The 15,130-nt window shown below is 73.6% G+C and carries 14 protein-coding genes; 3 read left to right on the top strand and 11 right to left on the bottom strand.

The annotated features are described in order from the left end of the window. Positions 1–2: 2 nt before the first annotated feature. The 3 genes from ACFZCF_RS19910 to ACFZCF_RS19900 all read right to left on the bottom strand — a co-directional run bounded on the left by ACFZCF_RS19910 (position 3) and on the right by ACFZCF_RS19900 (position 4,968). Positions 3–1,808 carry a hypothetical protein gene (locus ACFZCF_RS19910; protein ID WP_391287695.1) on the bottom strand — a complete coding sequence of 602 codons (1,806 nt, stop codon included), beginning with the start codon at positions 1,806–1,808 and terminating at the stop codon, positions 3–5. A 136-nt stretch (positions 1,809–1,944) separates the two neighbouring features. Then, positions 1,945–3,882, bottom strand: coding sequence for a hypothetical protein (locus ACFZCF_RS19905; RefSeq protein ID WP_391287693.1), 1,938 nt, complete (start codon positions 3,880–3,882; stop codon positions 1,945–1,947). Between the two features lie 123 nt (positions 3,883–4,005). Continuing rightward, positions 4,006–4,968: a fibronectin type III domain-containing protein gene (locus ACFZCF_RS19900; RefSeq protein ID WP_391287691.1), complete on the bottom strand. Its 963-nt coding sequence runs from the start codon at positions 4,966–4,968 to the stop codon at positions 4,006–4,008. A gap of 132 nt (positions 4,969–5,100) precedes the next feature. On the opposite strand from ACFZCF_RS19900, the gene ACFZCF_RS19895 reads away from it, so the two are divergent. Next, on the top strand, positions 5,101–5,700 hold the full coding sequence (locus ACFZCF_RS19895; protein ID WP_388445091.1) for a hypothetical protein: 600 nt from the start codon (positions 5,101–5,103) through the stop codon (positions 5,698–5,700). A 98-nt stretch (positions 5,701–5,798) separates the two neighbouring features. Here the strand turns inward: ACFZCF_RS19895 and ACFZCF_RS19890 are convergent, their stop codons facing one another. From ACFZCF_RS19890 to ACFZCF_RS19855, 8 genes are all read right to left on the bottom strand, one after another. Beyond that, entirely contained in the window at positions 5,799–7,148 is a 1,350-nt protein-coding gene (locus tag ACFZCF_RS19890; RefSeq protein WP_391288231.1) for a solute carrier family 23 protein, read from the bottom strand. A 393-nt stretch (positions 7,149–7,541) separates the two neighbouring features. Then, positions 7,542–8,930: an 8-oxoguanine deaminase gene (locus ACFZCF_RS19885; protein ID WP_388445089.1), complete on the bottom strand. Its 1,389-nt coding sequence runs from the start codon at positions 8,928–8,930 to the stop codon at positions 7,542–7,544. Between the two features lie 48 nt (positions 8,931–8,978). Continuing rightward, complete coding sequence (locus tag ACFZCF_RS19880) at positions 8,979–10,397, bottom strand: solute carrier family 23 protein (protein ID WP_391287688.1); 1,419 nt, start codon at positions 10,395–10,397, stop codon at positions 8,979–8,981. A 92-nt stretch (positions 10,398–10,489) separates the two neighbouring features. After that, on the bottom strand, positions 10,490–11,437 hold the full coding sequence (gene pucL / locus ACFZCF_RS19875; RefSeq protein ID WP_388445082.1) for a factor-independent urate hydroxylase: 948 nt from the start codon (positions 11,435–11,437) through the stop codon (positions 10,490–10,492). 5 nt (positions 11,438–11,442) lie between these two features. Next, positions 11,443–11,850 (bottom strand): hydroxyisourate hydrolase, encoded by a 408-nt coding sequence (uraH, locus tag ACFZCF_RS19870; RefSeq protein ID WP_031015272.1) that lies wholly within the window; start codon positions 11,848–11,850, stop codon positions 11,443–11,445. Beyond that, positions 11,847–12,362 (bottom strand): 2-oxo-4-hydroxy-4-carboxy-5-ureidoimidazoline decarboxylase, encoded by a 516-nt coding sequence (uraD, locus tag ACFZCF_RS19865; RefSeq protein ID WP_391287685.1) that lies wholly within the window; start codon positions 12,360–12,362, stop codon positions 11,847–11,849. Before uraD ends, uraH begins: the two co-directional genes overlap by 4 nt. Positions 12,363–12,517: 155 nt before the next feature. Continuing rightward, positions 12,518–12,838, bottom strand: a complete 321-nt coding sequence (locus ACFZCF_RS19860) for a helix-turn-helix domain-containing protein (RefSeq protein WP_391288229.1) — start codon at positions 12,836–12,838, stop codon at positions 12,518–12,520. 44 nt (positions 12,839–12,882) lie between these two features. After that, positions 12,883–13,143 carry a hypothetical protein gene (locus tag ACFZCF_RS19855; protein ID WP_360610128.1) on the bottom strand — a complete coding sequence of 87 codons (261 nt, stop codon included), beginning with the start codon at positions 13,141–13,143 and terminating at the stop codon, positions 12,883–12,885. A gap of 140 nt (positions 13,144–13,283) precedes the next feature. On the opposite strand from ACFZCF_RS19855, the gene ACFZCF_RS19850 reads away from it, so the two are divergent. Next, positions 13,284–14,117: a TIM barrel protein gene (locus ACFZCF_RS19850; protein WP_391287683.1), complete on the top strand. Its 834-nt coding sequence runs from the start codon at positions 13,284–13,286 to the stop codon at positions 14,115–14,117. Between the two features lie 47 nt (positions 14,118–14,164). Continuing rightward, the gene (locus tag ACFZCF_RS19845; RefSeq protein WP_391287681.1) at positions 14,165–15,079 is read left to right on the top strand and encodes a 2-hydroxy-3-oxopropionate reductase; all 915 of its coding nucleotides are present in this window, start codon (positions 14,165–14,167) and stop codon (positions 15,077–15,079) included. Positions 15,080–15,130: the final 51 nt, after the last annotated feature.

Genomic DNA, 15,130 nt, shown 5'->3' with positions numbered 1-15,130 from the left:
CCTCACGGCAGGCGGATGCCCAGCGGTCCGAGGACCCGTTCCGTGCCGTGCCGGTCGGCCTCGGCCATCTCCCGGACGAGGGCGGCCGAGCCGCCCGGCCACTCGGCGGCGGCCGCGTCGAAGGCGGCCCGCCGGGACTCCAGCGGCCCCTTCTTGCCGGGCAGCCGGTCCAGGACGCGCAGGGCACGGGCCGAGGCCGGCACCTGGACCGGGTCGGCCTCCTCGCCGCGGGCGCGCAGCGCGTCCAGCGCGTCGGCGCCGACCACCGGGTCCCGGAGCGCGGCGCGCAGCGCGTCGGGCGGGGCGGTGGCGGTGTCGAGGAGCCCGAACAGGGCGCGTACGTCGGCCCCTTCGGCGGCGTGGGCGTGGACGGAGCCCAGCGCGGCCAGCAGCTCCGACCAGGCGGCGGCGGTGTCCCCGCGCGCGTGCAGCCAGTCGGCGAGCACGCGCGCGGCGGGCGCGTGGGGCCACTGCGCCGCGGCGGCCACCAGCTCCGCGGCCGGCCAGGCGACCGCCTCCGCGGTGGTGGGCGCGGCGACCCGGCGGACCCGGAGGAGGTAGCGGACGGTGGCGGCGCCGCGCGGGGTGAGCCCGAAGGCGTCGCCGGAGCGCAGCACCAGACCGGTGGCGGCCAGCCGGTCGGCGACGGCGGCGAGTTCGCGGGCCGGGCCCTCCAGGCGGACCCGGTCGTCCTCGCCGAGTCCGGCGGAGCCGAGCAGCCGGACGAGCTCGGGCACGGGCGGGGTGACGTAGGCGCCGGTGACGCCCTCCGGGACGGCGACGGGGACGTCCTCCAGGGCCGGGTCGACGGTCCAGTCCTCGTACTCGGCGGCGCGCCGGGCGATCGAGTCGGCGGCGCAGCCGCGCTGGTAGAGCGCGTACAGCAGGTGCGGGGCCTCGCCGCCGTAGGGCTCGTACTCCTCCTCGGCCAGCTCCTCGACGGCGGCCAGCAGGGCGTCGGCGTCCCGCTCGGCGTCGTCCCACGGGGCGGGCTCGACGGCGAAGGGCGGCGGGACCGGGATCGAGGGGTCGCCGTAGTAGTCCATGTGCTCGTCGAGGAGGGCGTCGGCGAGGACGAGGTGCGGGAAGTCGTCGGGGCCCGGCGCGAAGCGGGCGTAGGCGCCGGCGAGCTGCTCGGCGAGGCCGGCGGCGGTCCAGCGGTCGAGGAGGGCGGCGGCGACCCGGCCGACGCCCCCGGCCACGGCGTGGTCGGAGAGGAGCGGCCCCGCGGCGGGCGGCTCCTCGGCGTCCCGTACGTAGGCGCGGGCGACGGCCTCGGCGAGCACGGTGTCCGCGAGGGCGGTACGGCCCATGAGGTCGGCGCGGAGGACCCCGTCGGGCAGCGGCGCGCCGTCGAGGGCGCCGATCCGCCGCCGGACGTCGTCGGGGTCGTCGAGGTCGGTGCCGATGGTCCGCAGCAGCGAGGCGTACCACCGGTACCAGGTGAGGTTCCCGGGGTCGGCCATGGCGCGCTCGAAGTCCCCTGCGCTCTCCTCGACGACGGCCGCGATCCGCTCGCGCAGCCCGTCGTCGAACCGCCCGGCGAGCTCGCCGACGACCGCACGGTAGCGGGCCTCCTCGCCGGGGGCGATGTGGACGAAGGCGGGCAGGTCCTCGACGAGGAGGCGCCGCACCAGCTCCGGCGTGGGCTCGGGCAGGCCGCCGGCCCGGTCGGCGCCGCGCAGCGAGAGGAGGCCGAGGACGATCTCGGCGGCCCGGCGGAACGCGGGGTCACGGTGCTCCGGCCTGCCGTCGAGCAGCTCCAGGAACCTGTCCAGCCCGGTATTGGTGAGAACGGTCTCGGCCACGGTTCCAGGGTAGTTCGGGGGCACCGGGAACGGCCTGAGGAACACCCCCGGGCGGCGAGGGCCTGTCGTGCCCGGACCGCCTCCGCGGACGCCCCGACGGACGCGCCCGCCCCTCCCCGGTCGTCCCGGGCGGCTCTCAGCCCTCCCCTCGTCGCCTCCGCCGGGTCTGTCGTCGCCTCGACCGTCCCCGGGGGTCCTCTGTCCTCGCCCGCCCGGGCGAGCCCCCGGCCGCTCCCCCGGGGGCGCCCCGCCGCCGGGCCGACAGCCGCGCGCGGATCCGCTCGGCCCGGCGCAGGGCGTCGCGAGGCACCGGGCGGCCGTCGGCGAGCCGGTCGGCGAGGCGGGCCCGGCGCTCCGGGTCGGCGAGGGCGTCCGGTGCGAGCCGTTCCGCCGTCCGGGCGATGTCGAGGGCCCGGCACAGGGCGAAGGTGCCGGGGCCTACCGCCGTATCGGGGCCGGTGCCCGCGTCGGGCGCGTACCGGCCGAGGAGCTCGCGGTGGCGGTCCTCGGCGGCGGGGCCGTCGGCGTGGTCGGCGAGGTCCCGGGCGCGGGCGAGGAGTTCACCGACGGCCGCCTGTGCCGGCGTGGCGTCGGGGAGGGGTGCGCCGATCGCGGACGGCTCCGTGTCGAGGCCCCGGTACCAGGGGCCGAGCAGCAGCCGGTCCGCCTCGGCCCGCGCGTCGAGGGCGTCGGTCGCCCGACGGGCCTCCCGGACGGCGGCGAGGGCGGTCCGCGCCTCCTCCACCGTGGGGGCGTAGGCGGGGTCGTCGTCGCCCCGGCCGGCCGGGGCGACGGCGTCCAGGAGGTCCAGGGCGGCTGCGAGCGGGGCCAGGTGGGCGCTCGCCCAGCGGGCCGCCCGGCCGAGCGGCTGCCCGGCGAGCGCCTCCGCGCGCTCCGCGAGCCACGGCCCGCGCAGTACCGTCCGCCAGCCGGCCAGCGCCTCCCGCACCGCGGCGGCGTGGCCGGTCAGTTCGGGGGTGGGCGTGCGGCCGTCGGCGAGCTGCCCGGCGAGGAGGGCGCGACGGCGCGGGTCCGCCAGGGTGTCGGGCGCGAGGCGGCGCAGGACCCCGGCGTGGCCGAGGGCGGCGTCGAGGAGCGTCAGGTCGGGGAGTTCCGCGGCGTACCGGCCGAGCAGTGCGGCGTGGGCGCGGACGAGCGAGCGCAGCCGCTCGTGGGCGGATTTCCAGGCGAGGGCGAGGGGCAGCTTGTCGTACAGGTCGCCGCGCCAGGTACCGGCGGTGGTGAAGGCGCCGATGATCCCGCGGTCGGCGCGCACGGTGCCCGAGAGCGCCCCGCCGAGGCCGCGCGCCCCCTCGGTCAGTCGGCGGGCGATGTCGGGGAGTTCGGGGAGGGTCACGATCTCGGGGCGGAAGGTGGCCGACGCGGCCGCCTCCGCCTCGGCGAGGCGCCGGAGGGCGTCGGCGAGCTGGACGCGGACCTCGCGGACCCGCCGCAGCACCGCCGGGTCCAGCCAGTGCTCCGGGGCCCGGTGGGGGCCCGCTCCGAGGCCGGCGAGGGCGGTCAGCTCCTCGGCCTCCCGGGTGCTCCGGGGCGCGTCGCGGCCCAGGAGTCCGGCGAGGGCGGAGGCGCGCGCGTCGGTCTCCGCCAGATGGGCCGCGAGGCCGGTGAGCCGGCGGGCGAGGCCGGCGGCCCGGGCGCGGGTGAGCGGGGCGAGGCCGAGGCCCTCGGGGCGCAGCCCGGCGAGCGCCCGCTCGACGGCGGGGGGCTGTCCGGTGAGGTCCGGGGGCAGGGCGGTCCAGCGGGGGCCGGCCTCAACGGCGGCCCGCTCTCGCGCCGCCAGGGCCTCGGCACGGCGGGCGAGGAAGGCGCGGAGGGCGTCGGCGGTGACGCGTACCGCCGCGTCCTCGGCCTCCGCGGGACCGCCGGGGGCGAGCCAGCGGTCGAGGGGGCGGTGGTCCTCGCCGGCCGCGGCCACGAGCGCGCAGAGCTCCTCGGCGGCGGCGAGGTCGCGGGGCGGGGTCACGCCGAACTCGTGGGCGAGGGCGTCCAGGGCCGGGATCGCCGTGAACGCTTCCTCGGCTTCGCCGCCGCCGGAGGCGATCGGGTTCGTCACGCTGGTCCCACTCGTCCGTTCTCGACGGCCCCGGCCGTGCCGGGCCCGTCGTTCCGCCCTGATCGCCCGATCCTATGACCCGTCGCCTCGGCGGCGGAGGGCCGCCCCGCAACCGGTCCGGGCTCAGCGGACGGTGACGGTCCGTGGGGCGGAGAAGTCGCCCCAGGTGCCGTCGGGGAGGCGGGCGCGGAGGGTGAGGGTGTACGTGGTGCCGGGTTTCGCCTGGGCCGGGAAGGTGTAGGTGGCGCGGCCGGCGGGCGGGGCGGCGCCCCAGACGATGGTGGTGGCGAAGCGGCCGTCGATGTGGAGTTCGTGGTGGGTGACGGGGCCGCCGGTCTCGGGCGGGGTCCAGGTGAGGGTGATCTCGCCGTCGGCGGAGGTGGCGGCGAGGGCGCGCGGGGAGGTGTTGGCGGGTGCGCCGGGGGCGGGGGCTGTGGTGAGCTCGGCCGGGGGGCTGTCCGGGGAGGAGTTCTCGGCGGCGTCGCGGGCGCGCAGGGTGAGGGAGTAGGCGGTGCCGGGGCGCAGGCCGGTGAGGCGGGCGGTGGTGGCGGTGCCGGGGGCGGTGTGGATGCGGACGCCGGCCTGGTGGACGTCGTAGGCGGTGACGCGGGTGTCGTCGCGGGAGGGGGTCCAGGTGAGGACGGCGGCGGTGGTGCCGTCCGGGGTGGCGCGCAGCGTGCGGGGGGCGGTGGGGGGTTCGCGGTCCTCGGCGGTGGCGCGCAGGGTGGTGGCGGCGACGGCGGGGGTGGCGGGTGAGGTGTTGCCGGCGGCGTCGCGGGCGACGACGGCGAAGGTGTGGCGGCTGCCGGGGGCGAGGCCGGTGATGTCGGTCATGACGGTGGTGGCGGGGAGGTCCTTGACCGGGCGGCCGTCCTGGAGGACCTGGTAGCCGGTGACGGCGCGGTCGTCGGTGGCGGCCTCCCACATGACGTGGACGGTGGTGGAGCTGCCGGAGGCTGCGGTGAGGCCGGTGGGGGTGGCGGGCGGGGTGGTGTCCGCGGGGCCGGGGCCGGAGCAGGCGGTGAGGACGGTGGCGGCGGTCAGGGCGAGCGCGGTCGACAGGCTTGCGGCGAGCGGGCGTTGCACGGTCCGGCCTCCATCCGTCGGAATGGTCCAGACCTATATCGCACGCGGGTCCGGCGGTTGGCAAGGGGGCGTTGTCAGTGGGGTGCGCTTCACTGGAATCGTTACTCTCCGTAGTCGATTCTTGGGGGGATCATGACGGACCGTTGGCTTTACGTGTCGTCGGCCGGGGTGCGGCGGCGCGGCTGGAGCGACACGATGATCCGGGAGCTGCTGGGGCTTCCGGACGTGCAGGGGCGCGATCCCCGCCGGTACGCGCTCACGCCGCTGCGGCTGTACCTGCTGGCGCGGGTGGAGGCGGTGGAGCGGACGCCCGAGTTCGCGGCGGCCTCGTCGGCCCTGGCCGCGTCGGGGCGGAGCGGCGCCGTCGGGGTGCTGGCCGAGGGGCGGCGGGCGGCCGTCCTCGCGGCGATCCGGGCCGAGCCGCTCCTGGTGCCGAGGCTCCCGGCGGCCGAGCTGGAGCGGCGGGCGGCCCGCCACCGGAGGCTGCTGACGGCGCGCGGTGCGGGCGGCGGAGGCGGCGGGGTCTCCCCCGGCGCGCTGACGCGGTGGCAGGTGGGCTATCTGCGGCAGACGCTGGCGCGGTACGAGACGCTGCTCGACGGGCTGTACGGCGACACGGGCCGCCACGAGGCCGAGCGGCTGCTGCGGCGCAGGCAGTACGAGGCGATCGCCGCCGCGTATCCGGCGCTCGCGGCCGAGTGCGCCCGGCGGATCGCCGTGGAGTCGCGGTGAGGGCGCCGGACCGCACGCCGCGGCCCCGGGCCCCGCGCGGTGCGCGGGAGCCGGGGCGGGCGGGACGGGGGACGCGGGTGCGGTGGTTCCCGCGCCGGCTAGTGGACGTGGGCCGCCTTGGCGGTGCGGGTCTCGGAGATCTCTTCGCCCGGTTCCATCGGCGCGGTCACCTCGTCGTCGTCCGCGCGCCGGCCGAAGTGGTTGAAGACCACGTTGAGCAGGACGGCGGCCACACAGCCGGTGGAGATGCCGGAGTCCAGGATGATCTGCGCGGTCTGCGGGAAGGCGTGGTAGAAGTCCGGCTTGGTGATCGGGATGATGCCGACGGCCAGCGAGACGGCGACGATGAGGACGTTGTTGTCCTTCTCCAGGCCGGCCTTGACCAGGGTCTGGATGCCGCTGGCCGCGACCGAGCCGAAGAGGACGACGCCGGCGCCGCCGAGGACGGGGCGGGGCACCACCGAGATCAGCGAGGCCATCATGGGCGAGAGGCCCATGAGGACGAGGATGCCGCCGCCGCAGGCGACGACGAAGCGGCTGCGGATCCGGGTCATGGCGACCAGGCCGACGTTCTGCGCGAAGGCGCTGCACATGAAGCCGTTGAAGAGCGGGCTGATCGCCGAGCCGAGGGTGTCGGCGCGCAGACCGGCCGCGATGGTCTTCTCGTCGGCGGGCCGCTCCACGATCTCGCCGAGCGCCAGCATGTCGGCGGTGGACTCGGTCATCGAGACCAGCATGACCACGCACATGGAGATGATCGCGGCGAGCGCGAACTGCGGGGCGCCGAAGTGGAAGGGGCTCGGGAAGCCGACGACGTCCGCCTCGGTGACCGGGGAGAAGTCCGTGACGCCGAAGGGTATGGCGATCAGCGTGCCGAGGACCAGGCCGACCAGGACCGCGATCTGCTTGAGGAACCCGCGGGTGAAGCGGCGCAGCAGCAGGACGATCGCGAGGGTGACGGCCGCCAGGGCGAGGAACTTCCCCGAACCGTAGTCCTTCGCCGCGGGGTTGGGGCCCTGCGCCCAGCCGAAGGCGACCGGCAGCAGCGAGATGCCGATGAGGGTGATGACGGTGCCGGTGACCACCGGCGGGAAGAAGCGCACGAGCCGGGAGAACCACGGCGCGGCGAGGAAGCCGAGCAGACCGGCGACGATGATCGCGCCGAAGATGACGGGCAGCGCGTCCGCCTTGTCCTTCGTGGTGTCGATGATGGCGAGCATCGGGGCCACGCCCGCGAAGGTGACGCCGTTGACGAAGGGCAGCTTGGCGCCGATCTTCCAGACGCCGAGGGTCTGGAGGAAGGTGGCGAGGCCGGCGGTGAAGAGGCTGGCGCCGGTCAGGAAGGTGAGTTCGGTGCCGGAGAGGCCGACAGCCGCTCCGACGATCAGCGGCGGGGCCACCACGCCCGCGTACATGGCGGCCACGTGCTGGAGGCCGCTGGTGAACATCTTCAGGGGAGGCAGGGTCTCGTCGACCGGATGTCTCCGGTCTCCGGGGTCGGTGGTGCCTGCGTCCTGTGCATTGCGAACCTGGGGCTCATCGGCCACGGCGGTTCCTCCGGTCGGGTACGCGTCGGCGGTGACGCGGGTGTCAGGGAGGTGGTGCGATGCGGTGCGAAGTGCGGGAGGTGCGGCTCGTCGCGGGGCGGTGCGGTGCGCCGGAGGAAGGGGTGCGGCGCGGGGACTGGACGCCCGGTGGGGGGACGGGCGGCTGCGGCCGTCGCGGGCGGCGCCGTACGACGGGTGCGTACGGCGCCGCCCGGTCGGGCTGCCGCGGACCCTGCTCGGGTCCGCGGCGACCGGTCGGGGGCCGTCCCCCCCGACCGGACTCCGGGGGGAGGGTCAGGCCTGGGCCGCGATGCGGGCCAGGCGCTGGGCCTCCGCGCGCGCGTCGCGCGCGATGGTGTCCTCGTCGACGGTGAGCAGCCGGTTGTTCTCGACGATCTGCTTGCCGTTGACGAAGGACGCGGTGACCGGGGCCGCCGCGCCGAAGACGATGGCGGTGACCGGGTCGGCGATCGAGGAGTGGCCGAGGCCGTCGATCTTCCAGAGGACGAGGTCGGCGAGCTTGCCGGCCTCCAGGGACCCGATGTTGTCGGCCCGGCCGAGGACCTGCGCGCCGCCGTAGGTGCCGAGCCGCAGGGCCTGGCGGGCGTTGAGCGCGGCCTCGCGGTGGGCGCCGAGGCGGTTGATCAGCAGGGCGTTGCGGAGTTCGGTGTGGAGCTCGCCGGACTCGTTGGAGGCGGTGCCGTCGACGCCGAGGCCGACCGGGACGCCCGCCTTCAGCATGTCGGGGACGCGGGCGATGCCGGCGGCGAGGCGCGCGTTCGACGACGGACAGTGGGCGACACCTGTCTTGGTGCGGGCGAAGGCGGCGATGTCGGAGTCGTTCATGTGGACGCAGTGCGCCATCCACACGTCCTCGCCCAGGAAGCCGGTCGACTCGAAGTAGTCGGTCGGGCCCATGCCGAAGAGCTCGTGGCAGAACTTCTCCTCCTCCACGGTCTCCGAGCCGTGGGTGTGCATGCGCACGCCGAGGCGGCGGCCGAGCGCGGCGCCCTCGCGGAGCAGCTCGGTGGAGATGGAGAAGGGCGAGCAGGGGGCGACGGCGACCTGGGTCATCGCGTCGAAGGAGGCGTCGTGGAACTTCTTGACGGTCTCCTCGGTCGCGGCGAGCGCGCCCTCGGTGGTCTCGACGGCGAAGTCCGGCGGCAGGCCGCCGTCCTTCTCGCTGCGGTCCATGGAGCCGCGGGCCAGGGTGAAGCGCACGCCCATCTCGGAGGCGGCGCCGATGATCGCGCCGGAGAGGTCGCCGGAGCCCTTCGGGAAGACGTAGTGGTGGTCCATGGCGGTGGTGACGCCGCCGCGGGCCATCATGGCGAGCGAGCCCTGGGCGGCGACGCGCACCATCCGCTCGTCGATGCGGGCCCAGGTCGGGTAGAGCGCGACCAGCCAGTCGAAGAGGTTGTGGTCGGTGGCCAGGCCCCGGGTGATCCACTGGTAGAAGTGGTGGTGGGTGTTGACCAGGCCCGGGGTGACCAGGTGGCCGGTGGCGTCGATCCGCCGGACCACGTTCTCCAGGTTCTCGGGGGCCTTGCCGGGGCCGAGGGACTCGATCCTGTTGTCGGCGACGACGAGGTACCCGGAGGCGTACTCGGTGTCGTTCGCGTCGACGGTGGCGATCGCCGCGTTCTCGATGACGATGCGCTGGGCTGCCGAAGGTGCTGCCATGGCGGTGCTTCCTTCATTCCTCATGGGTGGGGTGGGCACGGCAGGACCCTAGGAGGATTTGAGTGCCGGGGCCGCCTGACGGCTCCGGGTGCCGAGATGATGGAAGAACAGGTTCAGCAGGACGGCGACGAGCGCGCCCGCGCTGATGCCGGAGCCGAGCACGGTCTGTGCCCAGGCGGGGAAGCCGGCGTAGAAGGTGGGGGCGGCGAGTGGGATGATGCCCGCCCCGAGCGCGACGGCGACCAGGATGATGTTGGAGCTGTCGTCGAGTCCGGCCTCGGAGAGGGTCCGGATGCCGCTGACCGCGATCGAGCCGAAGAGGACGATGCCGGCGCCGCCGAGGACGGGCATCGGGACCATGGAGACGACCGCGCCGAGGACCGGGAAGGCACCGAGCACCAGGAGGGCGCCGCCGGCGACGGCGACCACGTAGCGGGAGCGGACCCGGGTGAGCGACACGACGCCGACGTTCTGCGCGAAGGCGGAGGTCGGGAAGCCGCCGAAGACGGGGCCGAGCAGGGTGGCGATGCCGTCGGTGCGCAGACCGCGGGTGATGGTCCTCCCGTCGCTGGGGCGCTCGCAGATCTCGCCGAGGGCGAGCATGCCGGCGCTGGACTCGGTCATGAGGACCAGCATCACGATGCACAGGGAGAGGATCGCGGCGGGCTGGAACTCGGGGGCGCCGAAGGCGAAGGGGGACGGCAGGGCGGCGACGGGCGCCTCGCGCAGGGCGGAGAAGTCCGCCATGCCGAAGGGGATCGCGGCGAGGGTGCCGATGAGCAGGCCGAGGAGCAGGGCGATCTGCTTGACGAAGCCGCGGCCGAAGCGCTGGAAGAGCAGGACGACGACCAGGGTGAAGCCGGCGAGGGCGAGGTACTTCATGGCGCCGAAGTCGGCGGCGGTCTTGTCGCCGCCCTGGGCCCAGCTGACGGGCACCGGCATCAGGGTGACGCCGATCAGGGTGATGACGACGCCGGTGACGAGCGGCGGGAAGAAGCGCAGGAGCCGGCCGAAGAAGGGGCCGACGGCGAGGCAGAAGACGCCCGCGACCATGACCGCGCCGTAGATGGCGGGGAGTTGGTGTCCGGGGGCGCTCGTCTCGGCGATGGCCAGCATGGGGGCGATGCCCGCGGAGGAGGCCGCGTTGACGAACGGGAGCCGGTTGCCGGCGATGTTCCGGATGCCGAGGGTCTGCAGGATGGTGGCGAGACCGGCGATCAGGAGGCTGGCGGCGATGAGCCGGGTCATCCCGGCCGCGTCCAGGCCGACGGCCTGGCCGATGATGAGCGGAGGGGTGACGACGCCGGCGTACATGGCGGCGATGTGCTGGAGCGCCGCGGGGACGAGCCGCGAGGCGGGGAGTTTCTCGTCGACCGGATGGCAGGCGGCCTGGGCAGGGGCCTCGCTGGTCGACGGGGTGGAACACGGGCCTTCGGCGGTCGCCGGCCCCGGTGCGGGCAGTGCCATGCTGGGTTCCCTCCGGTCCGGTGCCGGTCCCCGCCCGACTGCGGGCGGGCGGGGACCGGGTCACTCAGTGCCGCTCAGAGATGTGGTGCCACTCAGAGGTTGGTCATGTCGACCGGGATGAGCGCCTCGGCGCCGTCGCGCAGGACTGTGGCCTCGATGAGGCCGTACATGCGGTCCGCGGCGTAGTAGACCTCGTTGTCGTTCTTGAGCCCGAAGGGCTCCAGGTCCACGAGGAAGTGGTGCTTGTTGGGGAGCGAGAAGCGCACCTCGTCGATCTCCGCGCGGTGGTTGATGATCCGCGTGGCCATCTGGTACAGCGTCTGCTGGAGGGAGTACGAGTAGGTCTCCGCGAAGGCTTCGAGCATGTGCCTGCGGGTCTGCTCGTAGGACCGCTCCCAGTTGGGCATGCGCTGGTCGTCGTCGGTCCAGTTGAACCGCCAGCGGCCGGACACCTGGGTGGCCAGGATGCGGTCGTACGCCTCCTGGAGGGTGGTGTACTGGTCCTTGATGTAGCCCCAGAACTCCGAGTTGGTGGAGTTCATGACGACGAGGTCCTTGAGGCCGGAGATGACCTCCCACTTCTCGCCGTCGTAGGTGATCTGGGTGACGCGGGTCTCCTGGCCCTTGCGGGCGAAGGAGTGGTTGACCTCGTCGGCCCCGATGAACTTGGAGTTGGCGTCCGAGGAGGCGATGCGCTCCCAGGCGTACTCCTCGATCCGGATCCGGGCCCGCTTGATCGGCTCCTGGCTCGTCACGAAGTGGCGGGCGAGGTGGATGCCGAACTGCTCGGCGGACTCGATGCCGTACTCCTTGGCGAACGCGAAGACGGTGTTCTTCGTCGTGTCGGTGGGGAGGCAGTTGGCGTTGGAGCCGGTGAGGTGGACGTCGTCGAGGTCGCCGGAGAGGGCGACGGAGACGTTCAGGTCCTTGATGTGGTGGGTGGCGCCGTCCCGCGTGATCTTGACGACGCGGTTCTCCGCTTTGCCGTACTGGTTCTGGCCGAGGATCACAGGGTGGGCAGGGCGGGAAAGGGGTGTCATGTCTGCTAGCTCCCTCGGTAAACGGAGTAGCCGAACGGGTTGAGCAGCAGCGGTACGTGGTAGTGCTCGCCCGGCTTGACGGCGAACGTGATCGCCACCTCCGGGAAGAAAGCACCGGCCGGACCGCTGTCCCGATTCGCGGGGGCGTCCTGCTGCGCCTCGGCTTGCTGGTTCTGCTTGCTCAGGAAGTACGCCTCGGTCTCGAAGTCGAGGCGTACGTGGGTGGTGCCGACCGGCAGGGCCGGCAGGTCCTTGCACCGTCCGTCGGCGTCGGTGGCGGAGCCGCCGAGCGCGACCCAGGCGGCGTCGGAGCCGGCGCGGGCGGCGAGGGTGATCGCCACGCCCTCCGCGGGGCGACCGATGCTGGTGTCCAGGATGTGCGTGGACACCGAGGCCGTGGTGTCGGTGCTCATGCGGCACTCTCTTCCTCTACGAGACGGGTGAGCCGGATGCGGTTGATCTTGCCCAGTTCGGTGCGGACGATCTCGCGCTCCTGCTCGGGCGAGTTGCCGATCCGGTCCTTGACCGCGTCCCGCATCTGCTCGCCGGTCCTGCCGGTGGCGCAGATGAGGAAGACGTGGCCGAACTTCTCCTGGTAGGCCAGGTTCAGTTCGAGCATCTCGGCCTTGAGCTCGGCGGAGGAGCCGGCCATCCCGCTCTGCTCGCGGGTGGAGGTGGCATCCCCTTCCTTCGGACGACCGATCGGCGGGTGGCCCGCCATCGCCTCGGCCAGGTCCTCGGCGGTCAGCTCGGCCATGGCGGCGTCACTGGCGAGGAAGAGGGCTTCGGCGGTGGTGTACGGGCGCTGGTCGAGGATCTTGCTCCCCCACGCCGAGCTGGAGCACACCTCGTGGAGCGCGGCGAGAGCCTCGCTGTCCGCCGAGGTGTTGAACCGGGTGAGACCCGGTGTCGTACCTGAAGTCACGGGAAGCCTCCGTGGCTGTTTTTCGCTGTGCGTCGGACGGGCTGCGGATAGCTAACGCCCTCGACAACACGACGTCAACACTTTGTTGAAAAGTCGGTGACACAAAAGCCGTCGTCCCGACATGCGGACGACGGCTTGTGGCCATTCTTGATCAACTAAGCGTTCTTGGAGGCGTTTTCCCTGTTCAGGTAGTTGTAGACGGTGAAGCGGCTGACACCCAGTGCACCCGCCACCGTCTCCACTCCATGACGCACGGAGAAGGCACCGCGCGCCTCCAGGAGCCGCACGATCTCCTGCTTGGCCTTGCGGTCCAGTTCGGCCAGCGGCATCCCGTGCCGGCGCTCCATCGCCGCGAGGATGCGGTCCAGGGAGTCCGACAGCTGCGGCAGTCGCACGGCGAGGACGTCCTCGCCCTCCCACGACAGCACGATGTCGTCGACCGCCGCCTGCGCCGGCTCCAGCACTTCCGCGCCCATCGCGTCGACCAGCGGCTTCACCGCCGCCGCCAAGGGATGCTCGATCACTTCTCGTCCTCCCCGCCCTCACCGATCACGTTGACCTGGAGCGAGACCCGGGTGGCACCGGCACCGAGCGCCTTGCGCAGCAGCTCGTCGACGGCGGTGAGGACGGCGTCGGCGCCGCCTTCCGCGGTGTTGCCGAAGGGGCCGACATCGACGGCGTCCAGTTCGGCCGACTGGATGACCTCACGAGCCACGACCGCGTGGGCCGGCGCCTCGTCGAGGTCGAACGGCTCGGTCGTGAACTCCACTCTCAAACGCACCATGCCCCCACGCTACGGGCCGTTCGGGCGGCTGGGGAGCCCCGGACCTGCGGGGACCTCTTGACAAGTCGGACGCCCGCCGGGCAACCTTCCGTCAGACAGAAAACGACTTCCGCAATACGGAAGGAGCGCCGCCCCTCATGGGATACTCGGACCAGCGCTTCGATGTGAACCTGTCGATCCTCTTCACGGAACTCCCGCTCCTGGAGCGCCCCGCGGCCGCCGCCGCGGCCGGCTTCACCGCGGTCGAGCTGTGGTGGCCCTGGATCGACACCGCCACCCCCGAGCAGAGCGAGCTCGACGCCCTCAAGAAGGCTCTTGAGGACGCGGGCACCCAGCTGGTGGGTCTGAACTTCTACGCCGGACAGCTCCCCGGCCCGGACCGCGGCGCCGTCTCGGTCCCGGGCGAGGAGTCCGACCGCTTCCGGGCCAACATCGACGTCGCCGCGGACTTCGCCGCCTCGGTCGGCTGCAAGGCGCTCAACGCGCTCTACGGCAACCGCGTCGAGGGCGTCGACCCGGAGGTCCAGGACACCCTCGCCCTGGAGAACCTGGTCCTGGCCGCCCGCGCCGCCGACCGCGTCGGCGCGATCCTGCTGATCGAGACCCTGAACGAGCCGGAGTCGCCGCTCTACCCGCTGGTGAGCGCGCCCTCCGCGATCGAGGTCGTCGACAAGGTGAACGAGGCCACCGGGCTCGGCAACGCCAAGTTCCTCCTCGACATCTACCACCTGGCCATGAACGGCGAGGACGTCGGCGAGGTCATCGCGCGGTACGCCGACAAGACCGGCCACGTCCAGATCGCGGACATGCCGGGCCGCGGCGCCCCGGGCACCGGCGAACTCCCGCTGGAGCAGCTGCTCGACGAGCTGAGGAAGGCCGGGTACGACGGCTTCGTGGGCCTGGAGTACAAGGCCGCCGACGCCGCCGCCTCCTTCGAATGGCTCGCCGCCGAGGCCCGCCCCGCCCGCTGACGCAGGCCCCCTCCCCGTACCACCTTGTTTTGAGAGGCACCCTCACCATGAGCACTCTTGCGAGCTCCTCCCAGCCCACCCGCCCGGCGATCGCGTGGATCGGCCTCGGCATCATGGGCTCCCCCATGTCCGAGAACCTGATCAAGGCCGGCTACTCGGTCACCGGCTTCACCCTGGAGCAGGACAAGCTGGACCGCCTGGCCGCCGCCGGCGGCACCGCTGCCGGCTCGATCGCCGAGGCCGTCGAGGACGCCGACGTGATCATCACGATGGTGCCCGCCTCCCCGCAGGTCGAGGCGATCTCCTACGGCCCCGAGGGCATCCTGGAGAACGCCAGGCAGGGCGCGCTGGTCATCGACATGTCGTCGATCACCCCGCAGACCTCGGTCGACCTGGCGAAGAATGCCAAGGAGAAGGGCATCCGCGTCATCGACGCCCCCGTCTCCGGCGGCGAGGCCGGCGCCATCGAGGCCGTGCTCTCCATCATGGTCGGCGGCGAGCAGGCCGACTTCGACGAGGCCCTCCCGATCCTGGAGGCCCTCGGCAAGACCATCGTGCTCTGCGGCCCGCACGGCTCCGGCCAGACGGTCAAGGCGGCCAACCAGCTCATCGTCGCCGTGAACATCCAGGCGTGCGCCGAGGCCGTGGTCTTCCTGGAGAAGTCGGGCGTGGACCTGGCCGCCGCCCTCGACGTCCTCAACGGCGGTCTGGCCGGCTCCACCGTGCTGACCCGCAAGAAGGACAACTTCCTGAACCGGGACTTCAAGCCCGGCTTCCGGATCGACCTGCACCACAAGGACATGGGCATCGTGACCGACGCCGCCCGCAACGTCGGCGCGGCCCTCCCGGTCGGCGCCGTGGTCGCCCAGCTCGTCGCCTCGCTGCGCGCGCAGGGTGACGGCGGCCTGGACCACTCGGCCCTGCTCCGCGCCGTCGAGCGTCTCTCCGGCGCCCAGGTCTGATCCGACGCCCCGTCTCGGCGGGGCCCCAGATTTCCGGTCGGCGGCGGTGCT

The sequence above is a fragment of the Streptomyces sp. NPDC007945 genome, from assembly GCF_042958885.1.
In the GTDB taxonomy this organism is placed as follows: domain Bacteria; phylum Actinomycetota; class Actinomycetes; order Streptomycetales; family Streptomycetaceae; genus Streptomyces.
Note: the sequence above shows the minus strand (reverse complement) of the source record. Positions and strands in the feature narration are given on the sequence as shown.